Genomic DNA, 26,116 nt, shown 5'->3' on the forward strand with positions numbered 1-26,116 from the left:
TCGCTTTTATCAACAAGGTATGCGGGCTGCAACCCTTATTCGGTCTATCTCCTAGACCTCTTTGTCACCCCCCCAGGTTAATTATATTTAGTAGTTTTTCTTTGAGTGTGGTATGTTACTTATAGGCACAAGGCACTACAATTTACCTAGCTGTATTTCATCCAAGTAAAACTGAATTATGTAGATTTGGAATAATTCTATATGCTTTGAAGTTGCTAGGTTTGCGATACACCCAAATACTTATTACGAGGAGATTTGGTCGCATTTACTACCAGTCAAAACGGTATAATATTAAACCGACCCAGTGAGGACTGCCATCCTCACTACACAAGTGATTCAAATTATTCAGCGAGAATTGATATGATTGCAGATTGAGTCAGATAAAATCGTTGATTTCGATCGCGCCTGCGTCTCTAATTACAATTGCATTCGGGTCCAGTCGCCCTCGGTACGTTCCACACCCCCCATTAAATCACTCTCCTTAATTAGCAAACAGTCGATCGCGCCCACCGCCGTTGCTGAATGTATCACTATCTCGATCGGCATAACACCAACCAACTCCGCTGTGTTGAGTCAGAGAACTATGCGATTTTGACCATTTACTTCTGTATGGTTCGAGGTAATCCGAACTGAGGATAACAAAGCCTAATTGCAGTTTGCCGGAGCGGCCGCCCGAAGTTGTGCGAACTTTGTCAATTTCTCTAAGGAGAGAGGCATATTTTTGAAGTGCCGAGGTAAATTTCTCGATGCAGTCAGATTCCCCAGCCAAAATTCTGGAAAGAAAATATCCACCGTCATTGATGCTGGAGTCCTTGAATACAAAGCTTTTGGATGGGGGATTTGCGTATTCCGAGGGGGGAGTCGTTTCTCTTAAAGAAGTGAACATATTCCGTCCTCCAAAAGTGAGTTGAGCGCTAGATGAACCGCTGGACTCTGACCGCCAGAAGCTGCCAGCTACCTTGTTTATTTCGCTCATTCTTATTTAACCTATCTATCAGTTTCCCCTATTTCTGCCGCACTGCCATCCGCGATCGCACGGAATTTATATTCTGCGTGTTTTCCCTGACTTCCGGCAAACGCGAAATTACCTATCGATCCGATATCCTATCCGTGATACCACTTTCAAAAAAAAATCCAACTGTAAGCCGGTGCTTCAAACCTCGATAGTCTTCAGTCATTCCCCTCTCTAAAATCTAAAAGGGTATGACAGTTTATTGATTGACCTCGGAACTGCACCGCTCAAGATTCTGTGGAAGATGGCGGTTTTTTCCCTGCATTGCGAATATTAATAATCTTGTTGAGCGCCTCAAACCAAAAAGCAGCCCCCATAGAAATAGCTACGCCGCTCAATATCCAACCAAACAATTTTATTATCAAAGCCGACCACAATAAATTCCCCTGCTTATCTCGTTCTAAGCTGTTCTGTTCGCTCCATCCAAAAGGCAGAGCTACCTGATCCAAAGCTCGATCGACATCGTGTTGAACTTTTGCCAGACTGGTTAAATTATTTGATTTAGTCTTAGCATTATTTGCCACCAACTGCTCAGCGTACAAATTAACATTCGATCGCAACATCGTATCCTTCGATAACCGATTAATAATATTAATGGTATCAGCATTAGCAGCGACAGAGATCGCAGTTCCGAGCAAAATCGCAACCCCTCGGGCATTCCGCTTGTAAACGCCAGAAGCACGCTGCATCGATTGGTCAAACCAAATTTCAATTTCATTCTGAAACCGCTGCAACTGCTCTTGAGTATCTCCGCCGCCTTTTTCAGCGCGCTGCGCTAAAATATAAAGACTGCGTTTCAAAGATTCTGGCATACTGTCCAAGGTTTCTTGAATTTGTTGATAAATTGGACTCTCCTCTTTGAGATCCATAATTTCTGCTACCGTATCTTGACTTTTTTTAACAGTATTTAACAGATTGCTGAAACTCGGTTGCAGTTGCCCCAGCAGCGCCACCCGCTCAATTTTGCTGTCAAAGCGAGCCTTGACAAATGCCATATGCCTCTGAAATTCTCTCCCTGCTAGCTCGGTTTCTGGTAGATAAACCTGAGAATCGTTAATATAAAATCCTAGCTTTTCCGACATTCTGTCTAAGCTGTTGTTCAAACTTGCTAAATTGTTTTGATAATCTTCAACCACTCGATTGAACTCCGCAGTCAGCCACCTAAATTCTTGGTCAATAATCGGTTTAGTAGCAGCCGGCAAACTCAGATTTTGTCCGATCTGTTGAATTTGTGCTAATTGTAAATTTTTAAATCTTTCCAATCTGGTTTTAGAGATAGAGCTGAGCAAACTAGAAACCTTTAAAGTCTCCAAAAGGCTAGCAGAAAAACACTCGGCTGGAATATAAGAAGGCCCACTGGATTTATTGCCGAAAACATTTTTAGTCCCCGTAACTCCGTGGTAAAAATCTCCCATGCGGTGCGTAACAGAACGGAATCCCTCTGATAAAAGCCCTTTCGCGCTCTGATTCAAATCCTTGATCATGGGATTGGTGTAAATCGAATTGGCCAATTGTCCGACTCGCTTAAATTGCAGGGGATCTTTCGCGCCTTCGCTGCCGCCAGAAATCAGCACTTCGATCGACTTCTTTAAATGTTCCGCCCGCCACTGCAAAACAGTAGCAATCAGTTCCTGAATTTCCGAAGCTAGCAAGCTTAAAGTCAGGTAGATAAAGACTAAGCCAATGATAATATCTATAATTACAGGCAAGTTCATGGTATTTTCCTAGTCGCAAATAACTGCTGTCTAAGTTTACCCTCAGTTTGGGACGCTCAAAACTCTCTTAACTTATGTCAGAAATCTTTCCATTCCTGGGCCGCAAACCGAAAAATCGCTGGAATGACAGCTTTACAGACAAAGTGTGGATGCTGGCTTTTCTGTTGGCTGCAGTGCTGATTTTCGGGCTGAATCTGGGCGGCGTGGCTTTGCGGGATTGGGATGAAGGCATTGCAGCGCAGGTAAGTCGCGAAATTTGGCGCGGCAACTTAAATTGGCTGTATCCGACGATCGACTCTATGCCTTATTTCAACAAACCGCCGCTGGTACACTGGCTAATCGGGCTGTGTTTTGCAGCAGGCGGTGTCAGCGAATTCACGGCGAGGTTGGTACCGGCGATGCTGACGGCGGCTTCTGTGCCCCTGCTTTACGCCATTGGCAGGGAGTTGTTTCCTCCGCGTTCGATCGCCATTTTTTCTGCCCTCGTTTATCTGACGCTGTTACCGGTGGTGCGGCATGGACGTTTGGCGATGTTGGATGGGGCGGTTTTGTGTTTTTTGCTGCTGGCGATGTGGTGTTTGCTACGATCGCGCCGCGACTTGCGCTACGCTTTGGGGGCCGGGATTGGGCTCGGACTCATTTGTCTGACTAAGGGCGTGATGTTGGGGCTACTGCTGGCTGCTATCGGCTGTATTTTTTTGGTTTGGGATACCCCGCGACTCCTCACTTCTGGGTATCTTTGGGGCGGATTGGCGATCGGAACTTTGCCAGTAGCTGCTTGGTATTTTGCCCAATGGCTGCACTACGGTCAATATTTCATCCACACTAATTTAGTTAACGAATCTTTCCGGCGCATTTCGGAACCTGTGAGCAGTCACAGAGGTCCGCCTTGGTATTATCTTTTAGAAATTTTAAAATTAGCTTGGCCCTGGCAGTTATTTTGGCTGCAAGGGCTGCGTTTGAGTTGGGAAAATCGCAGTTTTCCCGGGTCAAAATTAGTATTGGTTTGGACTGGAGTATATCTGCTGGCTATTTCTGTGATGACTACTAAATTGCCGTGGTATGTTTTGCCAATTTATCCAGCTTTTGCTCTTGCCGTTGGCAGTTATATCGCTGAAGTTTGGGAACAACTGTGGCTCCCGCCAGAGCCAATTAAAGAGGAAGCAGAAGAACGTTTTGATGCTATTTCTTTGTTGCCTCATCCCGCGATTTTGGCAGTGCTGGCTGTAGTTGCTGTCGTCGGTTGCGTGTACTTCAGTGGCTGGGTACGGCTCGGGGGACAAATTATGCCTCCCGAGCGTGATTTGCAGTTAATGCTGATGGTTGTAGGTTTGACAATGACAATGGGGGCAGTGTTGCTGCACCGCAAAGACCGACAGTTTATATTAGTTTTAATTTGGGGAACTTACCTGACGCTATTGGTATTGGTGGCTTCAGATAACTGGGTTTGGGAACTGGCGGAGGATTATCCCGTTAAGCCGATCGCCGAAATTGTCCGCACAGGAACTCCGGCGGGTCAACAAGTGTTTACTTCTCACCGCTTGGGCCGTCCATCGCTGAATTTTTACAGTCAACGCCAAGTTATTGTCGCCGACGCGCCGACGCTCAAACAGAAATGGCAATCTCTTCCTCAACCTTATTTTCTGTTAGAAAAACCAGTTTTAAAACATTTAGGTTTGCAGAATGCTGAGATTGTCAAAACAGCCGACGATTGGGTTTTGGTAACTCGAAAATAAGCGTGTTTCCCCAAATTACCGTAGGGGCGGGCGATGCCCTGAGCGGAGCGTCGCCCTGAGCGTAGCCGAAGGGTCGAAGGGTTCACCAACCATAATCGCCTCAGACCAAAAATCTCGAAAACCCGCCCCCACCCAACGACAAATCCGAATCTACATTTTTGGGATGCAATCGCATATCAGATAAATCTAGGCGATCGGCTGGGTGCGGACGAGTTTACCAACTATCTATACGAGAAACCAACAATCTCAAAAACCCCCTACACAAACTCAACCTTAAAAAGCTGATCCAAAAATGTTACACTAAACAAAAGCCTCAGTTAAATGCTCTCTAATAGAACTATGCAACTTACTGAACAACGATACTACTCGATCGAGGAATATCTAGCACTAGAAGAAGCTGCGGACTACAAAAGCGAATACATTGATGGTGAAATATTTCCTATGGCCGGTGGCTCTACCAATCACAATCAAATAGCTGGCAATTTCTATGCCGAACTAAATTTTGCCTTCAAAAAACTAGACTATCGAGTTTTCATGAGCGATGTCCGCTTGTGGATACCCAAGAAGCGCATCTATACTTATCCCGATGTGATGTTAGTGGTTGGGAAGCCGGAGTATTATAATAACCGCACCGATACGATTACCAATTCCAGAGTAATTATTGAGGTTTTGTCAGCTTCAACTAAAGGATACGATCGCAGCAAAAAGTTTGAGGGATACCGCACAATTCCCACTCTTGAAGAATACTTATTGATCGACCAAAATCGGAGATATATCGAACATTTTTCTAAGACGGATGATAAGCGATGGTCGTTTGCTGAGTACAATGAATCGGATGAGACGATCGCGCTTGCTTCAGTATCCTTTGAAATTGCTGTGGCAGATATATATAATAAAGTGAATTTTGAACAAGTAGATCCAGAAATTGCACCTGAAAAATTATCGTAGGGGCGGGTTTCACCAACCATCTATGTCAGAAACCAAAAATATAATAAACCCGCCCCCACCCAACGACTGAGAATAGTTATATTTTGCCCCGATTATGGGGCTTTTTTTTGTGCTTATTAATTCTTCGCAACTAGGATTGATTGCAGAAATTTGAGTTGTAAAAGTTTGTCTTTGGAGTTTTCCAGAGGTTAAAGATTTAGAGCTTTTGGCACTACAGAAGGCTCTGATTTTTAAATTTCTGTTTGCGGTGTCGGGTGGAGTCGAAGCCTCCTTCGATTCCGCATTAATAGAGACTTCGACTAAATTTGTCTTAGCTACCTATTTCTAGCGAGTGACAATTTAACTTGCTAGACAGGGACAATGTAAGTGCCGTAACCCTTCGGCTGGGGGATAGGACGATGCCTTAAGGACGTTCACTCTATGCGGTAGAGGCGTCCCCTAAAAGGCATCCCCCCAAAATAAGACTATTAGAAATCTAGTCTTTTGTCAACAGCTATTTATGGTTTCCCTTAAACTGTCGCATTAATAGAAGACTTCCACTAATTTTGTTCTAGCGTTTCCATTAAATTAGTTTCCCCAACGAGTGGGGAGTCGCCGTTTTTCCACCATTCTATCAATCTCTTACCGTTTCCATTCAATTAGTTTCCCCAACGAGTGGGGAGTCTTCGTTCCCCGGTCTTTGTCGGTTGTGCTCGTGGCGTTGATGCTGCTTTGTTTCCATTCAATTAGTTTCCCCAACGAGTGGGGAGTATTTGTGCAGCGGAGTCGGTGCAGGATTCCCATACGCTGGGTTTACATTCAATTAGTTTCCCCAACGAGTGGAGAGATCAACGAACCGGACGACCAGCAACCGATCGAAGGCACACAGAAGTTTCCATTCAATTAGTTTCCCCAGCGAGTGGGGAGCCAAAATTACCAGCTTCCCAGAAACCAAATTTTTTCACTACCGGTGGACATTTCCATTCAATTAGTTTCCCCAACGAGTGGGGAGTGATTTGGCTGACGAATTAGCCGAAGCCAACGCACGAATAGTTTCCATTCAATTAGTTTCCCCAACGAGTGGGGAGTTTACTGGGATCGTGAAGATGAGTCTAGACAATTTTGGGTGTTTCCATTCAATTAGTTTCCCCAACGAGTGGGGAGATAACTGCTTCAGCTATTTTTTGCATCATTTTAGGTGGGTTTCCATTCAATTAGTTTCCCCAACGAGTGGGGAGCTCAATTAGATCGGTTTAAGTTGGTAATTGACAAGCTCAAACTTAAGTTTCCATTCAATTAGTTTCCCCAACGAGTGGGGAGTATAGGGTGCGTGCTGCACGGCTACTTTACGCGGTTTGGTCAGTTTCCATTCAATTAGTTTCCCCAACGAGTGGGGAGCACAGCAGTTTTGAAAAGTTGTGGCTGGAAGATTGAAGAACCGTTTCCATTCAATTAGTTTCCCCAACGAGTGGGGAGTCGAATGCCCTCAAGTTTGTCAAAACCCTTGACGAAACGCTAAGTTTCCATTCAATTAGTTTCCCCAACGAGTGGGGAGGCGGTTATCGCACACTACAGAAGCAATTGAGGGAATTGAGAGAGTTTCCATTCAATTAGTTTCCCCAACGAGTGGGGAGAGACTTGGCAAGCAGGTATTGACTGCACAGAAAACAGTTTCCATTCAATTAGTTTCCCCAACGAGTGGGGAGGGCTACGCTTCTAGGGATTGAGTTGTCGGAAGAAGAGTTTCCATTCAATTAGTTTCCCCAACGAGTGGGGAGGGCAAGAAGTAAAAACAGTCTGCCAGAACGAGATGTTTCCATTCAATTAGTTTCCCCAACGAGTGGGGAGTCCTCTATGATACACCCAATACAGCGCAAGGTGTCTAGAGGCCCTTTGCGAGGCTCAGATTTTTTTTGTGGAACTCACACCTGTGTTCGCTCATAATAATCCTTAAAACCCTTGCCCAGTAATGCTGCGAGGCTCGCGACGGAAAAAGGTCGTTTGAGCTAATTTACTGCCAGCCTCGCATCCTGAGCTAAATAATCACTGATCCAGGTGCTTTTGTCACCGGCGCCCCCACTCCCAAAACCTCCACCTGTCCCAAAGTATGGCGCGACACCGGATAAAACCGGATGCTGCGTCTAGGTTGATTAACTTTCGCAGCCGTCGCCGGAGTCGTGTAAATCTGGCAGTTGACAAAACATACTCAAAGGTAGAATATTGTCCCCATTTGCCATAACCTTTCAGCAAGTCATGCACTTTTTGCCTGCGCTTGTCAACTCGGATATCGTAGACAACGATATAAAGCGGCATACTTTATCGAATTCTATTTTGTGTTGAATAGGGATGGTAAAGTTTAGCTTCAGATGCAAGTTCAAAAGAAAAATTTTAGTTAAGTTTGTTAGTCCGCTAGGGGTTGAAATCCCGGCGAATCCGTAAATTCGTGGCGGATTTATTGGCTTATGTTTGCAGTTCGTAATGGGCGAGCGCAGCTACCAATTCATCATGCACTTTCGCCATCAAACTTGCTGACTTTAACGAAACAAAATTTTGCTGTAAAACAAAATTTAAACAGCCTAAAACCCTAGCTTCCCATTGTTCTCGACTATCAGTATTCCAAGCCTTGAACACATCTTTTTCCTGCAACCCACGCAAGGAATGAAAAATAATATTTCTCTCATCTATAGTATTAGCAGCAACTACTTTAATGTGAGAATCTTGATTCCATTTATTTTGATCAGATTTTTCAAGTAAAGTAAATAGTGATTTACCAAACAAACCAACACTATTGTACTGCTCATTTTTATTGGCATTAAACCAAAGCCGTAAATTTTGCGGCAGATTCACATCATGGATATATGCTGTACTTGGTTGATTGGGATTAGAGTATTTAATTTGTGGCTTATACTTTTCTAATGCCCATTCTTTGATCGATCCTTCCACAGCGCGAAAACTGTGAAATAGAGCCTCAACCGTATTACCCTGTCTAAGACGGATAACTCCTAAATAAGCAGCCTCATAGCCAGTCCACCACCACTGATTCAAACGCTCCTTTGCAACATCTCCCCTAGCCTTGCCAAAATCTTCAAACTTAGCAAAATTCCACTGTACAGCCATTGCTAATAAATCACGGATTTCCAGCAATAGCGGATCGGAAGAATCTTTCCAGTAAGGTTTTAAAATGCGCTCAACTCCCAAATAGTCATAACGACTTAATAGCGCTTTTGCTTCTTGAACTTGCATCCCCTGTAAATAAGTAGAGCTTTCTATGAAATCACCCTTTTTGGCTAAATCTGGTTCATACTCATTGCTCACCAAAAACTTGACTTTTTTACCAAACTTTGCTAATGTTTCAAATTGAACCGCCGAAGAAATTGCCGGAGTTCCAGCTTGATGACTGACATAAAAGTTGGCACTTTTATCTAAATCCAAACTTGACAAAGCTTGTTGAACCAGAAACAGTGCTTTATTCCAACTATCTAACCCCTCATCTTTGGATTTAGGTTTCAATTCTAAGTAATCAAGGGATTGAACTTGAGGAAAATTTTTCTTAAAATATTGCTCAAATATTGGTTTGAGTGTGCAAGTATCCTGCCAATAAGGACTTTTCTCTAATCTCCTTTCTTCCTCATCAAAAACCGCTTTCTGATCGGTCATAATCAAGATTATTTTGTCAGGATTTGTTTTACCTTTCTCTAACAGCTTAGCCGAAAAAGCATCAAGAAGCGGAAAGTGCAAATCCTCATAATATTCATCTGTTAACTGGCTGCCATAAACCATCCCCATCGCTCTAGCTGGTACGATAAAAGGTTCGTTATCATCAGGATTCGGCGGTTGTGTAGGTTTAAAAGGGCGATCGTATAATTGACTTCTAACCTTTTTGAACAAACTACCCCAATTGTCATCAGTTTTAAGCTTGACATCGCTGCTGCCAGTTGTCACAATCCAGATATTCATAATTATTCCTCAGTTGGCCAAAGTTTGATAAAGTCGCTCGTGCTATCTAAATACTCTAGAAAATCTTTAGTTGAGTCGGATTCATCAGGAAAAATAGTCAGTAATTCCACATACTCTTTGGTGGATTGTAGTTGACCATTTGTAGTAGTATAGCGCGGATACATTCGATGCCAAATGCAACCTATTTGACCCATTTGACCAGTTAGCACTGATTTTTTAATTGACTGCGATCCCAAGTAGGGGCCGTGAAACCATCGAACAGCTTTACTATCTAGCTGATTTTTAGCAATTCGACCCCAAACTTCAACTTTTTTTGGATGCCATGCTTCCCGCCAACTGCTGATAGAACTACTCAGTGTTTTCTTCTTTAACTTTACCCACTGTTTTAGGCTTTTTTGAAAAGTATTCAAAAAATTAGTAATATCACTCAATTCATTCACAGGACAGCAGAGACTATTTGATTTTTCTCCAAACTGCCAATGACACCCAATCATCGGGTTATGATTACCAGTTACGTACTCTTTAAAAAAGAGGCGATGGTCAACTCGTCGCCACGATTTACCAAAACCTCCAAATAACAGAGAGAATTTTATCAGTTGAGGAATCAAGACTTTCAAGTTTTTTCTTTGTTGTTCAGCCTTAGCCGTCATGCAAAGAATATTGAGCGTCCCGTCCACTAGCTCATAAGTAGGCATGACATTCGTGCCGTAGCTATAGCTATCTAAATCTAATTCGACAGCATTAAATGCTATCCCCAGTAAGCCAACAATTGCCCCGTTTTTACCTGCAAATCCCCCCCAGAGTTCTTTAGTCAATTCTTCAGCCGAATTTTCATCAGTAAGGCCACTGAATAGGCGCAAAGTATGACCCCGCAAAGCAGCTTTAAACATATTAGGCCGAAATTCGCCTGTTTTGTCTATTAACTGAGAGCCTAAACCTTGACCCTTTAATTGGATGCTGAGCAGATTACTATTGCCGTGCTTTCTCGGTTGACCGTAACCAGCGCTCACCCTAGAACCAATGCCACGTTCCATTGCTTTTTCCCAAAGTTCCCAGATAGTTTTCCATTCTTCCTCGCTGAGTTCTACTGTGCTGGAAATGCCAAAAACTAAAGTGGGTTGATGCAGAGATATCTGGATAAAAGCACTGTGGCTACCATTCTTTTTGACTTGCCATTCCTCTTGGGGATGAACAACATCTACTAGAGATTTCTTAGTCCACTCTCCATCTGCGGGATAGCCACCATGAAAGCGTAAAATGCCAGGTTTCGTGTCTTTTTGGGAAAGTTGACCGCCACAATATTTCATTGCTTGTTCATCAGTGCAAGTACGCAGGAACGCGCCTTTCATACTAGCACCGGGATATAACGGCCAACCTTTTGTACCAGTCACAGGGCGGATGACTCCCTCATCTTGACCGCTATTAGAAACAAATCGCCAAGTGATTTTAAACGCTTTAGTTTGAATTGTCTTTGAGTCAAAGTCGGGAACTTCTTTGGAAACACCAGCGATCCATTCTTTAGCCCAGTCATAAGCTTGTTGTCTAGGTGCCTTGGGAATTAAGCGCTGAATCTGACAGCGCCCTTCTATTTGGGCGCGAAACATCAAAGGAATATCATCGCTATCACTCATTGTCTTCACCTCCAGAATTGCTGTTACTATTAGTAGGTTTATACCGCTGAGTCCACCAAACCATACTGTCGCAAAGCTGAGTTAGCACAGCTATAGCTACTTTCCGCTGTTCTACAGGAAAATCCCACAATTTATTGGCCATAATTTTAATGGCTGCTGTATCGTCAGAACTAACATTATCATTGGGAATTTTAACACCCGCATTTGCCATAATTTTGACTAGCGCCTTCCAAGTATCCCGCCAATAATCAGCCTTATCTTTGTCCTTGACTAACCGAAACTGTTCTCCCCAAAATCGCTCTAAACCATAAGCAACTGCAACGCGCATTTTGTATGCTTGATTGAGAGCGTCTTTTTTGTCACGATATTTGACAACTAAATCGTGAGCTTCTTGGTCTAATTTGTAAGATTCCCAAGCCATAAATTATACCTCCTTTAAGGTTAGATAGCAGTGACCAAAACCAATTGATTCTAAACCGCCGAGATAAATGTCTGTGCCAGTAGACGCGCCAAAAGGTTGCCAAGTCTCTTGGTTTTCTTTGAGGGCGATCGGAAATACTAAAATTGTGCCTTCTGGCAAAGCTTCTGTATTAAAAAAAGCACCTTTTTTAGCCTTTTTTTCCTCTTTGTCTAAGGCAACTCGACTCTGACGATATAAGGCCATATCGTGAATCATGGCAATTTCATCGTCAGCCACAACAACGGCTGGCAATTCCTCTCCTAAAGGAAACCAAGCAGACAAATCCTGAGTTTTCTCAACTGTTAAAAAGCCAAAGTTAAAAAATAGCTTTGGTTTGCCATTTACGTCGAGAGCTTTTAAGGTTTGAGAACCTGTATCACTAGCTGGAGGTTTAGCGGATTTGAGAGATGTACCATCTTTTAGCTTGACATAATCTCCAGCAATTCGCTGATAGCGCTTCAGCAAACGAGGACAAGTTACCCAGACAATTGGTTGACCCGGACAAAATACTGGCAACCACAGCAGCGAAGCATATTCAAACTTAACTACAGACTCAGTGGTACTGTCTGGTTTCCCGGATTCGGCTTCCTGACCGTACCATTTATTAGCTTGAGCCTCTCCCAGACTGCGGCGGATTTCCGATCGCAATCTTCCCCGAATCGAACTACCGGGAATAATGCCAGTTTGAGTAAACTGGTCGCGGAAAATTAAGTTTAAGTTGCCGCTTTCTTCACCAGCCGTTGCTCCCACATGAACAGGAGCAAGGGTTTCAATAATACCGTAAGCTTTTTTGTACATTATTCAACTCCTTGAATTTCAATGGGCAAACACAAACCGCATCCAACTTGTTTCAGACTAAAACCTTCTTTTGGAAACCAATTTTCGGGGAATTCCCACCAAGTTTTATCTAAAGGTTCTCTAAGAAGATAGACAGTTCCGGGAGGAACTGCATAGCGTCCCCGTCCCATTTGTCCTTTCGCGCGGTAGCGATAGGAAATGGGTTTATCTGTGAGCATCTCCGGTCGTTTTTGGGAGAAATCTTCATTTTTGGGATAGCGGTATGAAAACTTGTTAGAGCCCCAAACTCCCGGTGTTATCAAAGCAAATGAGCGCTGAATTGGTTGGCGTAAAAGTTTGACAATGGGACTGTCATCATCTAGTAAAACACTCTTGATTTCTACTAAATGATTTTCGCCACCAAAGCGGTACCAACCATCTGCTAAAGGATGAGTTGAGAGATAAACTAGACAACATTCATCATCCATCTGCACTGAATTTTCCAAAAACAAACCATCTTCTGCTAAAGTACAGCGTTCGTCATCTTTTGTTTTGGGGTGCAAGATAGGGACGTATTTCCAAGGAATATCGGCAACATCGTCATTTTTCTTAATAGCATCAGTCTTATTTACCCAAGAATTAACGGTTTGCCAACTATACTCAGGATCTAAATCTTCGGATTCGCGATTCCATTTCCCCGATTTCATTTTCCATTCATCCACGCCTTTTTTAGAAATAATTTTGTGCCAAGGAATGGGGACGTAAAAGTATTCAGGATCGTCTGATTTTGCCCAGAATGGGCCAGCGACAAACAAATTATCACTAAGTTCCTTTGGAGAAATATAGGACTTAACTTTGTTGCTGCTGAAAAATAGACCAGAGAGGGTAGCGGCTTCTGGAGGAAATTTTGCCCCAGAACGTCCGACTAGATTTTCGGGCGATAAAAATCCGCCAGAACTCCCGTACATAAATCCTAAAGGACTTATAGTGATGAGATATTTGAACATAGCTGCCATCCCACATTTATTAGGTCACTAATCCAGTAAATAATTTGTTTGGATTGTTCTGGATTTGGGTAATCACCGACGATGTGCTTCCAGTTTTTTTCTAAATTCTTCTCGTCTTGAAAGTAAAGTTCAAAAAGAGCTAAAGCTAATTCATCATTTGGGCTGTTTTCCTGGGGGTTAAAACTAATAGCATGACGATTTTTGAGATGAGCTAAATCCTTGTAAACATGACTCCAGTTTGGCTTTTGATCCCAGCTTTTGCCGTCCCGGTCTTTGTATTGTTTGAGAATGTGCAAATAATCCCAAGGACAAGTCCACTGCACGTATTGACCGCTGTTAAAAACTACTCGAATTGTAACGCGATCGCGCCCCAAACTTTTCGCCCGTTTTTCTGCTTCTCGACAGTGTTGAAGAATATCTCGCTGCGGCACACTATGACCCGCCCAAACAAAACCCACACTTAAGTTAATATCCTGTCCGTGCTTTTTCCATTCATCGGACAATCCCATTAACCATTCTAATGCCTCTATAGGTTCTGGAGGCTTTTCAGGTTTGCTGCTGTAAATTACACCGAGGAAGTCGTCACCGCCGGCATAAACAATCCGCCCTTGGTCTTTGGGGAAATTCTTGATAAAATTTTCTCCCCAAGCCCGCATAGCCTCGCTAAACTTTTTTAGACCTTCATCTCCTTCTTTTTGAGCAATGTCCTGAAGTTTTTTGCCAACTTTATCGCCATCTCCCATAAACCAGCCAGTCCAGTGTTCTGGTTCACGAATAATGTCGCTAAATCCTGCTTCAAGCGGAGATATCCCAATGTTTCTGGCAATATCTTCGTCGCGAGTAACTAACCGCTTGACTAACTCAGGAATGCTCAATCTTTCATTAGGTGCAAGAAATTTTCCTTCGGGTTCGCCATCTGCGGGAAGATTTTCTAAGACACAGGAAAGACGTTGATAGAAATCCTTAAGTTCAGCTTTTTCTGTATCGGATAGCTGCCGCCCTGGATTTGAATGTTCCAAACCTAAACGCGGCCAGGCGATCGCATCCGTGCCAGTCAAACTCGAACTGTCGCCAATCCAGTTAATTGCCGTCCAATCACGACGCAATTTGCGAGTTTCTAAATTCTTCATCGCAGATTCTATCGAATCTCCGTGTCCCCAAAATATCTCCCAAGTGTACAAACCCCATCGCATCCACTCTAGCTGCCAAAAGTATTCCTCTTTAGGAGGTACTTCACGTTCTATCCAAACTCGACATTCATTTAATATTTCTTGCCATGACTTCTGAAGGGTATTTGTCACGTCATTCCTGGAAAATTCCCCTTTGCCTTTCAGAAGTATCCGATTGGGCATTCCTTTCTGGATGTTCGGGGCACCCGGAGAAATGACCTTTAAACCTGATTTTTCGGCTTGCTTTACTAGCTTGTAACTCAGATAAGACAGAATCAGTGAAGCCCCAAATAAATCTCGGAGTTTGCGGGATTTCTCGATAAAGCCTTGAACGGGGGCAAAGGCGATCGCAGTGTATGCAGACATAAATTCAATTTTAAGGCGGGCAATGCCCACCTGAATGCTGCTGGTAGTGTCCCCAGTCGCTAACTGCTTAAGTTTTACTCAACTCAATATATCAGCCGAGCCAGCTTCATGTCTTCAGATTCACAATATTTATCAAACTTTTTTCAAAGCCTAAAGCTATCCGAATAATGGCTTTCAGACATTTATATATTTTTATGTCAATATTGTCTTTTACTTGACTTTTCAACATTTTACCCCATCTATCCCTCATGGCCAAAAAACCAACCCCTCACCCCTATGCCGACAAACTAACGTTCGATCGCATCATGCTCCTCATCGCCACATTAGTAAACCATCCCGGAATCGGACACTCCGACACCGAAACATCCGACAGCAAATATCACGATGCCTTGCTAGAAGTTCAATCTCAATTACAGAAAATTGCCGCCGAATTTAACATCGAATTTCCCGAAAACTATCCCGCAACTCCCACAATTCGCAAAGATTTAGAAACTTTGCGCCACTACGGAATCCTCGACAAACGAATGTATCGCTTCGGCTATTATCTCGGTACCGGCGCAATGAATCGAGAAGAACTACTATTCGCATTCCAAGCAATAGCATCTCAAGCCAAATATCAGGGAAATCCCCAAGCCCGCCAAATTTGTGAAAAACTAACTAAACTGTTGCGCGGATTAGATATCGAACTCAAAGGTCAATTGTTTTATCCCGTTCGCGAACACCTGAATCGTGCGATTATTTACACCGATCCTGTCGAAATGAGCGATCGCCAAGAATATCGGAATACCCTATTTCACAAACTAGACATCGTAGAAACAGCAATTGTTCGAGGCCAGGCGCTCGAACTTTACCGTCAAAGCGATTATTACGGTAAAGGCAAGGTCGGTTTCCGGCGCATCTGGCCCCTGCAACTGATCTATCACGATATCGCTTGGTATCTGATTTGCGAATCTTGCAACAACGGGCATTTGAGCGTAGAACGGGTGAATCGCTTTACTGACTGCTGCGAAATTATCGATGTAGAAGGGCGTGGTATAGCCGTACAGGAACAGCGTTTGAAAATAGCTCAAAAGTTGTTAAAAAACGGCTGGGGGCTGTTCTTGGGCAACCCAGAGCAACAGCACGCAGAATTGCAGGGTCAACTGAAGTTAGAAAAAGTGAAAGTGCGATTTTTTGAGAAAGTAGTGGGATTTATATTAGAGGGCGATCGGCGGCATCCGCGACAAAAGATTAAAGAAGGGGCGAGAGATAGTTTTGGCAAAGTGCTTTATGTGGATTATAAGATCGATTTGCCCGATCGCTCCTTGAACGAATTTAGTCTGTGGGTGAACAGATATATGGATAGCGCCCAAGTGCTTTCCCCGCCGAGTTTGGTAGAAAAACACCGACAAGCAGCGAGAGATTTGATCGATCGATACAGCTTGTAATCCTAGGGAGGGTTTCACCAACGATCAATGCCTATACCTAAAACCAACCATATCAAAAACCCTCCCCCACCCACGAACAATAGTTAGTTATCAGTTGTTAATTATTCTGTCATTGTTTCGCTGTAGTGCATTTCTATTTTTAACGCCGTTTCGACTCTTTGATACTCGGCCTCAACCTGTTCTAAAAGCGCGCTGGCCGGATCGGGTAAAGGCTGGTTAGCATTCGTTCCCATGCGGCCCATGATTTCGAGTTCCTCGCACAGTTCAAACAAGCGAAAAGCACCGAGAGTACCGCTAATCGACTTTAAAGAGTGAGCCGATCGCCGCAAAGCCAGCGGATCGGCGTTGCTCAGGGCCATAGAGATGCCTCGCAGCAGTTCGGGAGCTGTTTCGAGGTAAATCTCGATCGCCTCGTCCAAAGCTTCCACTTCTCGCAGTCCCTCTATAATCTTGGCACTCAGGGAATCGTGGCTGTGTGACAAAGCCCGATCGAGATTTAATTCACCGCGATCGACAACTACCGGCGAATTGGGAATTGTCAGTTGTGGATTTCCTGCAACAGCCACATTCGATCGCACTTCTAATTCACTCGTTCCTTCGATGTGTTCCGTCGGCGCATCCAAAAAAACGATCGGCTGCAGGCGATCGAATGCGGAGTTCGATCGAGATTTACACCCGATCAAAGCTCGCACCAACTGGTCAATGGCGATCGGCTTGCTCAAATAGTCGTCCATCCCCGCAGCCATACACTCTTCGCGATCGCCCTGCATCGCGTTTGCCGTCATCGCCACAATCCAAGGTCTCGTCGATTTTCGATTTTCGATTTTCGATTTTCGATAGTTAGATTCCTCCTCAGTCAATTTTGGATTTGGGATTCTGGATTTTTCATTATTAGATTGCTCTTCTGTTGCGGAAACTTTCGATTTTCCCGTGGGATTTTTGGTCGAGTCTAGATTATTAGATTGTTCATTTGTTACGGAAATTTCTGATTCTCCCGTGTGATTTTCTACAGTTAAATCTGCTGAAAATTGCTCGCGGATGCGGCGGGTAGTTTCCAGTCCGTCCATTTCCGGCATTTGCACATCCATCAGCACTACATCGTAAGGCTGGCGGCGCAAAGCTTCGAGCACTTCGATACCGTTCCCCGCCACATCCGCGCGGTACCCCATCCGCTGTAAAATTTGCAAAGCCACCTTCTGATTCACCAAATGATCGTCAGCCAACAGAATCCGCAGGGGTAAGTCCTCAGCCAGCACGGGTATGCTTTGCAAGAAAGGCCCGCTAGTGCGCTGCCCTTTAAATTCAGTTGTCTGTTCTCCAAAAATATTGATTAAAACATTGTAAAGCTGAGATTGTTTGATGGGTTTATTCAAAAAAGCAGCAAAATCCATCTCCATAGCAGGAGAGTTAATTTCTTGCCTGCCGATCGAAGTTAGCATCACTAACGGCAACTTTTCGCAATCAGGATACCGGCGAATTTGCGCCGCTAAAGCTAACCCGTCCATTTCCGGCATTTGCATATCCAAAACTGCCAAGTCAAACATCTCTTTAGCAGCCAGCCAATCTAAAGCCAAATGAGCCGAAGCTGAAGCCCTAGCCACCATTCCCCAAGACTGAGCTTGGAGAGTCAAAATTCTGCGGTTGGTAGCATTGTCATCGACAATTAAGACTCGCTTGCCAGCTAATTCAGGTTGAGAATTGCTCAAGCTAACTGGTAAGCAACTGTTGCAGGCAGAAACGACCGTACTGAAATAAAAAGTAGAGCCAACGGATTTCGTATTTTGGCCGCTCGACTTGTTGCTGAGTACAGATTTGCCATAGCCGTATTTTTCGGCAATTTCGCAAGATTCTGCCCATCCCAAATCAAAAACTGCCGACGATCTAAAATCGGCAGGAGGATTGCCCGCGACACTACCCATACTTTCCACCCACATCCGGCCGCCCATCATTTCGGCCAAACGCTTGCTAATTGCCAAACCCAATCCGGTACCGCCGTACTGCCTGCTCGTTGAAGAATCAACCTGGCTGAAAGATTTAAATAGCCGATCCATGCGATCGCTCGGAATGCCGATACCGGTATCTTTGACCGCAAAATGTATTTCGTATGCTGGGTTAATTACTACCGGTTCGCCATTAATTGCTGGCGGTTCTTTAGCGTTAGCGGCTGACACTGAAATCTTTTTGGCAGTCACCGCCACCACCACTTCTCCAGCTTCGGTAAATTTAACCGCATTACTGAGCAAGTTGATTAAAATTTGCCTCAAGCGGGTGCTATCGCCGATCGCCGTTGCCGGTACTGTACGATCTATCAAGTAACCCACTTCCAGTTTTTTTTCTGCCGCCTTAGCAGCTACCAAGTCTAGAGATTCCTCAATGCAAGTGCGGATGTCAAACGGATGTTCCTCCAAGTCCAATTTGCCCGACTCAATTTTCGAGAAATCTAGAATATCGTTGATCAGCGTCAGCAAGGCATCGCCGCTGCTGCGGATAGTTTCTACAAAATCGCGCTGTTCGCGAGTTAAGGGGGTATCCAACAGCAAACCGGTCATGCCGATGACTCCATTCATCGGAGTGCGAATTTCGTGGCTCATGGTGGCTAAAAATTCGCTTTTGGCTCTAGTAGCGGCGAGTGCTTGATCGCGAGCTTTTGCCAAATCTACGTCGGTTTGCTGGCGTTCGAGTTCGCTTCCCACCCACTGAGCCATCAGTTTCACCAACTCTCTGTCTACAACTCGGAACGGTTCTGTCACAGGAGTCGGAGAAAAGAAGCACAGAGTGCCGTAAACTTCACCTGCCACCGTGACGGGAATGCCCATGTAAGCTTCGATGGGGAAGGCTCGATCGTCCCTGTTGAAGGAAAAACCCGAAAATCTTACCGATTCAAAGTAAATCGGTTCTTTTGCCATTGCCGTAGCCACGCAGAAGGTTTTTTCCAGATCGTAGATTTGTTCTTTGACGATCGACCCGTCGGGACACTCAACAGCCATTATTTGATAGTTGTCGCCTTGAATGCGGGACAAAATTCCCACGGACAGGCCTAAATGTCGGCATCCCATTGCCAGCAGTTCTTGCAGGCGCAAATCAAAGGTAGAGAGGTGGTTGAGCGGGTCTGTACGAGGAGCCGAAGTCACTTGGTACAACGCTTTTATTGCAGCTTCGCTTTCTCGCAGTTCTTGTTCTGTTTGCTTCCGCACGCTGATGTCGCGGGAAATGCCGATAATTTCTTGGACTTCGCCGGTTTGGGGATCGCTGATCGTGCGGCCGGTGGTTTCAAACCAAATGTATTTGCCGTCTTTGCGGCGGATGCGGTAGCTGACGGTGTAAGTAACTGGGAGCGCCAGGACTTTCCAGTGAGCTTTGGCAATGGTTTCTAAATCGTCGGGGTGAAAATAATCGTTGGGGACGCGGCCGATGAGTTCCGAAGGTTCGTATCCCAGCAAAGCCCGGCTGGCTGGGGAGACGTAAACAAACACGCCTTTGGGATCGTGTCTGGTGATCATGTCGGTTGAGTTTTCGGCCATCAACCGATAGCGGTCTTCGCTTTCATTACGTTCGAGTTGAGAATTGCCCAATGCTTCTAGCATTCGGTTGATGGCGTCGGCCAAGCTTGAGAGTTCATCTGCTCCGGCCATCTGAACTCTCAAGCTTGGGTCGCCGTTGGCTGCGATGTTGCTGACGCTGGTGCTCAAGGAAGCCAATCTCGCCAAGACTAATTTTTCTAGCAACAGCAGGGTGATCGCGCTAAATATTAAACCTACTGCCAGTATTGATAAGGTAAACAGCTCCAAGGTAGCCTGACCTTGGCGGGAGATGATGCGATCTGTCTCTACCCGCAGCAGCAACGCTAGGTTGCCATGGATGTCGCGAATCAGGGCGTATCCTGCGACGAAGGTGTCGCTGAGTGGCTCGACTAAAATTTCTACTGATTTGAGGTGGGAAATTTTGAGTTTGAGATTTTCCAAATCCTGCCTGGATGGAGCCATCGCCTTGGCCCCGGGCCCGGGGTAGTTCGTGGCTCCCACTTTAAAATCCAAACTCGGCAATCTGAAATCTACTGACAGGTGAGTTAGTTTTGAAAGCAAACCGATTTCGCTGCTGTCGAGATAGCGTCCCACGATCAGCGTCCCGCGCGGCGGGCCTTGGGCGTTGCTGTTAAAGATCGGCTTTGAAGCAACCAGCAGCGTGGTTTCGGGCAGGGTGAGGACGCCTGTTTTGGCGGCGGGGCGATCGCCCGAGACTGTCGGTGAGTCGAGCAGCGCCTCGGTCAAGTGCTGTTTTAAGCTTTCGGGAATCGGGATTTCGGTTTGGGATCTAAGGTCGAAACCTTTGCTGAAGATCGTCTTACCGTTGGAATCCAGCAGCACCAATAAGTTTAGTCTCAAGTAAATAAATGTCGAATCGACGAAATTTGACTTGACAAAATTTTCGTTCCGTGTTTCGACGAAAGAGTAAGTATCGTCCCACTCGGCATAATCTTGGGCGCTGGTGTCTAAATTCGACAAGTCATCATCTAATGCGTCCAAAGCCCGTGCGACATCCTGGCGGACGTACTGTGCCTCCAGGTTGTGAAAATCATGCAGCAAAATAGTTGATGCAGTGGCATAAAGAACCACAATCAGGCTGATCAGCGCTGCACCGATGATTAATAGTGTTTTTTTTCGGAGTTGCATGGCGTCGCCCTCCTCACGGTGCTACTCGGCAACTAGCCAGGAGAGGTTTGAGACGTAGGTTGTTTAGCATTGGCGATCGCAGGGCCTGCGTGTTTGGACTGTTCTGGGGTGACTTGGCAAAGCCCTTGGTATTTCCAAGGTATCCGGTATGTTGCCCCCCACAGTCAGTGTAGTATTTTCACAGCTTTAGTTCCCTATTATGCACAACCTATGAGCTACAAGTTATAACCTGACGATCGGCATCTTCAAAGGAAACGGGCGATCGAACTCAAAACAGTTCGCGTTTGATACTGACGCAGCCAGGGAGGCGGGCGGGGGAGCATCCCACTTTTTCACAGCCAAGCTAGAAGAAATTGGAGTTTTGAGGCAGGAGGCAGGAGGCAGAAGGAAAGAGGAAGAAGCAAGGAGCCAGAAGAAGTGTTTTTACAAATATCAGATGCTCCCGGCGGGCGGTTGGTAGAACAGGCGTGCTGGGTTGACAACCCTCACTATTATTGTACCTAAAAATATTGAGGAGAGAGCGGACTGGCGCAGCAAGTTGGGCTTGCCAAAAGGTTGTCGTTCCCATAGCTGTTTTAATTTTTGTCGTTCTATAGCAATCGTTGCAGGAGTAGGGGAATAAGCCCAAAAGCCTATCCAGCCTAGAAGCTTGAACCGTGTTCAAAAAATGTCATAGCAGAGGCAATGAATCTCCGGCGACTTTTCATTTATTACATCCGAAAATAAAATATACAACAATCAAAAAAATCAGTTTTTTACTTTTCTCTTTTGAATTAATCAAAACTGCTAATTAAGATTTATAAATTCACAGTTTGCACAATCCTCAACAAACGAGTAGGAACGGGTTTACCCCTAACATTATTCAACAGTACCCACAAATTAATAAAAACCCATTCCCACTTTCCCATCAAATCCTTTACTAACATTAGTGCCTGATATCAGTAGAAACTGATATCAGGCACTATCTGCAATCCGATCGCAAATTGAGTCTTTTTTATCGGGGGATGACGGCTAAAGCACCGGCGCCTGCTGCAGCAGCGGCCGAAGAAAGAGCGGTGAAAAACAGCCACCAAGAGGCAACTTCTGCTGCTTTCCGGGTTTCTTCGGCTTGTTTTTCGGCTTGCAGTTTGATGCTTTCGAGGCGAAGCTGCGCCTCTTGCTGCAAGCGTTCTGCTCTTTGCAAGACGCTGTTGCGGCTTCTTTCAATTTGGTCGATCAAGCGGTTGGCATCTGCTTCGGAAATGTCCTCGCGGGAGCTCATTAGTGCTACTAAAGTATCGCGGTTGAAATGACCCAGCCGATCGCGCAAAGCGTCAAATCCGGCTTGCGGATCGTCAAATAACTTCCGCACGTCCCGCGTAATGCCTTCGTAGTTGAGTTCAGGGCGATCGAGCGAATTGAGGTAATCCCGAATTTTTCCGAGAATCCCGTCAATTACCGACTGAATACCCTCCTGTATTTTCTGAATTTGCATTGCGAACTCATCGCGCACCGACAAAATTCCATCAACAATGCGATTGGCTTCTGCTTCAGAAATATCCGGCCGCTGAGACAGCAGAGAAACAACTGTAGCTCGATCGATGTGCGACAAGCGCTCGCCCAAACTGTAAGCGCCGACTTTCGGGTCATGCAGCAGCAGTTGCAAGTCGCGCTTGATGGCTTCTGGATTTAATTCATCCTTGCCCGTATTACGCAAATAATCTTGTAAAACACTCTGAAAATCCTGCACTTGGCTTTGCACCCGTTTTGCCAAACGGCGCGGCGCTTTCACAATCGAGCCGAGAGTTTCCTGCACTTGGTCGATAATTTGATTGACTTGTTCCTCGCTCAAATCTTGTCTCTGAGAAAGCAGTTTTACCAAAGTATCGCGATCAACTTGAGACAGGCGGCCGCGCAGCGCTAAAGCTCCTTCTTTGGGATTTTCCAGCAGTTTTGTCAAATCCCGCTTAATCCCTTCAGGATTGAGTTCTGATTTGCCAGTATTGCGAAGGTAATCTGCAAGGGCGGTGGTGGTTTGGTCGTACTGATCCTTAGCTTTTTCGGCCAACTTTTGCGGGGTATGCAGCGCACCGTGCCAATTTTCTTCGGCGCTGTCGATAAGCTGATTTACTTGGTCTTCGCTGAGGTCTTTCCGCTGAGATAGCAATTTTACCAAAGTTTGGCGATCGAACTTAGAAGCTCTAGCTCTCAGCGCCCACATTCCCGCTTCCGGGTTGTCCAGCAGCGTTTTCAAATCGCGCTTGATGCCTTCGGGATTGAGTTCTTCTTTGCCCGTAGACTTCAAGTATTCTTGCACTCTTTGCCACTGGTTGTCTAGTCGGGCTTGCGCTGCTTCTTGCAGACCTTTAGCATCTGCTAAAACGACATCTCGCGTCCTTTCCAACTCTTGAACAATCTGTTCTACTTCCTGGAATCCGAAGTTTTCGCGGCCTCTGAGAATTTGCACGAAACTGTCGCGCGTGTAAGGAGAAAGCCGATCCCGCAACTGTTCGTAACTAGCATCGGAATCCTCTAAGATTTTTTTGAAATCCCTCCCGATACCTGCTGCTGTCAGTTCTTCTTTCGGCGTCAGCTTCAAATAAGTTTCTACCCGCCACTGCAAATCGCGAGATTTTTCTTGCTCCTCGGCAAAGATCACGGTTTGTAAAACACGCTGTCTAATTGCTTCTAATTCCTGGGAAATTTGTTTAATTTTGTCTTGGGTAAAAACACCTCTACTAGCCAGGATTTCGGCAAAATTAGACTGTTTTAGTTTTTCTAATTCGCGGCGAACAGTTCCTGGATCGGCCGTAGGATCGTAAAGAACGTCCCGAAATTCGCGCTCGATGGCTTGGGGGTTCATCTGCCACGAATAAGTGTTGAGTAGGTAGTTTTCTACGTCGGCACGAATTGGGCTGTAAGTTACGGGTTCGCCTTTGACTTGAGCGGTAATTTTATCAGTTTGCTGGGTAACTTTGTCTTTAGCTTCTTTGAGCTGACCGACTACTTTTTCAACATCCAAGTCAGAAATATCCGTGCGACCCAATACTATTCCCATTAAAGCATTGACTGCCATTGTCGTTGCTTGGGACATCATGGTCGGGTTTTGTCCAGAATTTTGACCGCCCAGACTGCTGAGAGCTTTTTCTACCCTACTTGCTAATTTATCTGAGACCAAATCTCCCGATTTAGCAGATTTGAGATAGTCTACTAATTGGGCGATGCCGTCTGATTGCTGCCCTTGTTTTCCTACTTGTTTCCAAGCATCTTGAAGTTGGTCTACAATCCGGTTTACGTCGCGTTTTGATAAGTCCGATCGCGAACTTACTAAATCTACGAGAGTTTGCCGATCGAGATTCGGCAAATTTTCGGTTGCAATGGTTTTTAGTTGCGGATCGTTGAGCAATTTTTCAAACTCGCTACGCATCCCTTTGATGTCTAATTCCGGCGGTTTGAGGCTTTGGATGTAGTCTTCGACGTTTTCCCGCAAGCTTGTGGGGTCGATCGCGCTACCCAGTTCGTGGCCCACTGCTGCTGCTGCTGCTTTCGCGGTGGCGACTACTTGGTTGCTGGCTGCTTTTGCGCCGATGGCCGAGGCTGCGGTGCCGACAATGGCTTGAAAGCCTGATGTGGCAGTGTTGACTACGGAACCGATCAGGGAACCGACGGTGGTGGAACTCACCCAAACAAGCATTGAGAAATAGGTTGCCCACACGACTAAACCGACGATCGCACCTAAACCGGGACTGCTAATCAAGCTGAGCTTAACTGCTAGCAAGCAAGCAAAGAATAGGGCAATGGTGACGGTGATTAGCGTCCAAGTACCTACCTTTCGGCCGATGTGGCGGACTGGGGAGCTGCCGCTATCGGAGTGGTGGCCGTCGTCGTGGGATTGTCCCATGTACGAAAGGCCCGCGGCTACTGATAAATTTGTTAGCAATAGTTGGAAAGCGCAGGCGAGCACCACTCCAGCTATCAAGGCGATAAAAAATTGCGGCCCGGAATAGAGGAGTGCTGCGTCTTCTGCTGTGTTTGTAGTAGTCTGCTCTACTGGCACTTGGGCCAGCCAGAACCCGATGTTATACAGTTGTGGATTTATTGGCAAATTTTGATACATAGTATATTCCTCGTTAAGGAGTGGGTGCGCGCGCTCATTGGCGCAAGTTAACCAATGTATAGTTTTAGACTCATGCCCCCAATGGCAAGCATCGCCTTATTGACGAGCTAAAGCATCCCCCTACAGTTGGAAGTGTAGAAATATGTCTGCGGCCGGCTGTCACTTTCGGAATATTTGTGCTATGTAAATTGGCAGTTGTGAACTTGTTAGCTCTCAGGTATGAGTCAGGTGCGCTGCGGCGCATCCGAGATAGATGGTAGTAATGGTAAGTCGGATTAAAATAAGGGCAGAGGAAAATCTTTGGTCGATCGATATTAAGAGTCGGCACAGAAGCCCAGACAAATTGTTCACAATTCATCAACCAATGCCATAGCAAATTAGCTTTCAAGGGATTCGATAGTGCAGCGAGAAAGTCATGCAATTATTATTGGCGGCAGTTTAGCAGGACTGTTGACCTCTAGAGTATTAGCAAAACACTTCGACCGAGTAAGTATTGTTGAAGGAGATTTTTTTTCGGAACAACCCGCACCTCGCCCCGGGATTCCTCAATCCCGTCATCTTCACATCCTTTTAAATCGGGGGAAAATCATCTTAGAACAGTTGTTTCCCGGCTGGGAAAACGAACTGATAGCTGCTGGTGCTCCTAGTTTAGATCCAAGGTCTATCAGGTGGTTTAGTCCGGCGGGTTGGGCCCCGCAATCTACCCCGGATCTAAATGATTTAATTATGTTCAGTCGGGATTTACTGGATTGGCAAATTCGCCGCCGGTTGACTGAAAATATGAACGTGCATTTCCTCGAAGGAGGCACAGTAACGGGGTTGCTGGCGAATGCCTCATGCACGGAAGTTGCTGGCGTGTCGGTGCGTTTTCGCGATAGCCAAAACCCGGGTAACATCCATGCAGAAAATTTGTATGCAGATTTAGTAGTCGATGCTGGCGGCAAAGTTTCCAAAACACCTCAATGGTTGAAAAGTTTGGGCTATGAACCTCCCCAAGAAACCGCTATCAATGCTTTTGTCGGCTATGCCAGCCGCATCTATGAAGGCAGCAGTAAATTGTCAGACACTGCGCCAGTATTTGTGTCAACCGCACGGGAGCATCCCAGTTTTGCAGCCAGTATAAATACTCAAAGACTTAGCAGGCAAGTTGATGGCAGAATAGAAAG

Annotated in this window: 15 protein-coding genes and 1 CRISPR repeat array; of the genes, 4 read left to right on the top strand and 11 right to left on the bottom strand. The window is 45.4% G+C overall.

Features of this window, described 5'->3' with window-relative positions:
• Positions 1-481: 481 nt before the first annotated feature.
• Both QUB33_RS23710 and QUB33_RS23715 read right to left on the bottom strand, forming a co-directional pair.
• Positions 482-976: a hypothetical protein gene (locus QUB33_RS23710; protein WP_333355156.1), complete on the bottom strand. Its 495-nt coding sequence runs from the start codon at positions 974-976 to the stop codon at positions 482-484.
• Positions 977-1,239: 263 nt separating this feature from the next.
• Complete coding sequence (locus QUB33_RS23715; RefSeq protein ID WP_333355159.1) at positions 1,240-2,727, bottom strand: hypothetical protein; 1,488 nt, start codon at positions 2,725-2,727, stop codon at positions 1,240-1,242.
• 74 nt (positions 2,728-2,801) lie between these two features.
• Here QUB33_RS23715 and QUB33_RS23720 point away from each other — a divergent pair, with 74 nt between their 5' ends.
• Positions 2,802-4,463: a glycosyltransferase family 39 protein gene (locus QUB33_RS23720; RefSeq protein ID WP_333355162.1), complete on the top strand. Its 1,662-nt coding sequence runs from the start codon at positions 2,802-2,804 to the stop codon at positions 4,461-4,463.
• A 339-nt stretch (positions 4,464-4,802) separates the two neighbouring features.
• Positions 4,803-5,411 carry a Uma2 family endonuclease gene (locus QUB33_RS23725; protein WP_333355165.1) on the top strand — a complete coding sequence of 203 codons (609 nt, stop codon included), beginning with the start codon at positions 4,803-4,805 and terminating at the stop codon, positions 5,409-5,411.
• A gap of 555 nt (positions 5,412-5,966) precedes the next feature.
• Positions 5,967-7,238: direct repeats of the CRISPR family, unit length 36 nt; unit sequence GTTTCCATTCAATTAGTTTCCCCAACGAGTGGGGAG.
• A gap of 216 nt (positions 7,239-7,454) precedes the next feature.
• Here the strand turns inward: QUB33_RS23725 and cas2 are convergent.
• The 7 genes from cas2 to QUB33_RS23760 all read right to left on the bottom strand — a co-directional run bounded on the left by cas2 (position 7,455) and on the right by QUB33_RS23760 (position 14,757).
• Positions 7,455-7,703 (bottom strand): CRISPR-associated endonuclease Cas2, encoded by a 249-nt coding sequence (gene cas2, locus QUB33_RS23730; RefSeq protein WP_333355168.1) that lies wholly within the window; start codon positions 7,701-7,703, stop codon positions 7,455-7,457.
• Positions 7,704-7,850: 147 nt separating this feature from the next.
• A complete protein-coding gene (locus QUB33_RS23735; RefSeq protein ID WP_333355170.1) occupies positions 7,851-9,347 on the bottom strand; it encodes a hypothetical protein in 1,497 nt (498 codons plus the stop codon).
• A 2-nt stretch (positions 9,348-9,349) separates the two neighbouring features.
• Complete coding sequence (locus QUB33_RS23740; protein WP_333355173.1) at positions 9,350-10,978, bottom strand: hypothetical protein; 1,629 nt, start codon at positions 10,976-10,978, stop codon at positions 9,350-9,352.
• Positions 10,971-11,399, bottom strand: a complete 429-nt coding sequence (locus QUB33_RS23745; RefSeq protein ID WP_333355176.1) for a hypothetical protein — start codon at positions 11,397-11,399, stop codon at positions 10,971-10,973. Before QUB33_RS23745 ends, QUB33_RS23740 begins: the two co-directional genes overlap by 8 nt.
• 3 nt (positions 11,400-11,402) lie before the next feature.
• On the bottom strand, positions 11,403-12,236 hold the full coding sequence (cmr4, locus tag QUB33_RS23750) for a type III-B CRISPR module RAMP protein Cmr4 (RefSeq protein ID WP_333355179.1): 834 nt from the start codon (positions 12,234-12,236) through the stop codon (positions 11,403-11,405).
• Positions 12,236-13,231, bottom strand: coding sequence for a type III-B CRISPR module-associated Cmr3 family protein (locus tag QUB33_RS23755; RefSeq protein WP_333355182.1), 996 nt, complete (start codon positions 13,229-13,231; stop codon positions 12,236-12,238). Before QUB33_RS23755 ends, cmr4 begins: the two co-directional genes overlap by 1 nt.
• Positions 13,198-14,757, bottom strand: coding sequence for a Cas10/Cmr2 second palm domain-containing protein (locus QUB33_RS23760; protein ID WP_333355186.1), 1,560 nt, complete (start codon positions 14,755-14,757; stop codon positions 13,198-13,200). Before QUB33_RS23760 ends, QUB33_RS23755 begins: the two co-directional genes overlap by 34 nt.
• 248 nt (positions 14,758-15,005) lie before the next feature.
• Between QUB33_RS23760 and QUB33_RS23765 the strand changes: the two genes are divergently transcribed.
• A complete protein-coding gene (locus QUB33_RS23765; protein ID WP_333355189.1) occupies positions 15,006-16,184 on the top strand; it encodes a WYL domain-containing protein in 1,179 nt (392 codons plus the stop codon).
• Between the two features lie 101 nt (positions 16,185-16,285).
• Here QUB33_RS23765 and QUB33_RS23770 read toward each other — a convergent pair whose 3' ends face one another.
• Both QUB33_RS23770 and QUB33_RS23775 read right to left on the bottom strand, forming a co-directional pair.
• Complete coding sequence (locus tag QUB33_RS23770) at positions 16,286-20,854, bottom strand: response regulator (protein ID WP_333355192.1); 4,569 nt, start codon at positions 20,852-20,854, stop codon at positions 16,286-16,288.
• 994 nt (positions 20,855-21,848) lie between these two features.
• Complete coding sequence (locus tag QUB33_RS23775; protein WP_333355195.1) at positions 21,849-24,950, bottom strand: MFS transporter; 3,102 nt, start codon at positions 24,948-24,950, stop codon at positions 21,849-21,851.
• A gap of 399 nt (positions 24,951-25,349) precedes the next feature.
• On the opposite strand from QUB33_RS23775, the gene QUB33_RS23780 reads away from it, so the two are divergent.
• Positions 25,350-26,116: FAD-dependent oxidoreductase (locus QUB33_RS23780; RefSeq protein WP_445299554.1), on the top strand; the 767-nt coding region annotated here is incomplete at its 3' end.

Origin of the sequence: Microcoleus sp. B3-A4, from assembly GCF_036705385.1 — a bacterium.
Taxonomy (GTDB): domain Bacteria; phylum Cyanobacteriota; class Cyanobacteriia; order Cyanobacteriales; family Microcoleaceae; genus Microcoleus.

Coding starts and splice junctions, on each gene's coding strand:
- QUB33_RS23735 (WP_333355170.1), bottom strand. CDS start 9,347: ATGAATATCTGGATTGTGACAACTGGCAGCAGCGATGTCAAGCTTAAA.
- cmr4 (WP_333355179.1), bottom strand. CDS start 12,236: ATGTACAAAAAAGCTTACGGTATTATTGAAACCCTTGCTCCTGTTCAT.
- QUB33_RS23760 (WP_333355186.1), bottom strand. CDS start 14,757: ATGTCTGCATACACTGCGATCGCCTTTGCCCCCGTTCAAGGCTTTATC.
- QUB33_RS23775 (WP_333355195.1), bottom strand. CDS start 24,950: ATGTATCAAAATTTGCCAATAAATCCACAACTGTATAACATCGGGTTC.
- QUB33_RS23715 (WP_333355159.1), bottom strand. CDS start 2,727: ATGAACTTGCCTGTAATTATAGATATTATCATTGGCTTAGTCTTTATC.
- QUB33_RS23720 (WP_333355162.1), top strand. CDS start 2,802: ATGTCAGAAATCTTTCCATTCCTGGGCCGCAAACCGAAAAATCGCTGG.
- QUB33_RS23770 (WP_333355192.1), bottom strand. CDS start 20,854: ATGCAACTCCGAAAAAAAACACTATTAATCATCGGTGCAGCGCTGATC.
- cas2 (WP_333355168.1), bottom strand. CDS start 7,703: ATGCCGCTTTATATCGTTGTCTACGATATCCGAGTTGACAAGCGCAGG.
- QUB33_RS23725 (WP_333355165.1), top strand. CDS start 4,803: ATGCAACTTACTGAACAACGATACTACTCGATCGAGGAATATCTAGCA.
- QUB33_RS23755 (WP_333355182.1), bottom strand. CDS start 13,231: ATGGCAGCTATGTTCAAATATCTCATCACTATAAGTCCTTTAGGATTT.
- QUB33_RS23710 (WP_333355156.1), bottom strand. CDS start 976: ATGAGCGAAATAAACAAGGTAGCTGGCAGCTTCTGGCGGTCAGAGTCC.
- QUB33_RS23740 (WP_333355173.1), bottom strand. CDS start 10,978: ATGAGTGATAGCGATGATATTCCTTTGATGTTTCGCGCCCAAATAGAA.
- QUB33_RS23745 (WP_333355176.1), bottom strand. CDS start 11,399: ATGGCTTGGGAATCTTACAAATTAGACCAAGAAGCTCACGATTTAGTT.
- QUB33_RS23765 (WP_333355189.1), top strand. CDS start 15,006: ATGGCCAAAAAACCAACCCCTCACCCCTATGCCGACAAACTAACGTTC.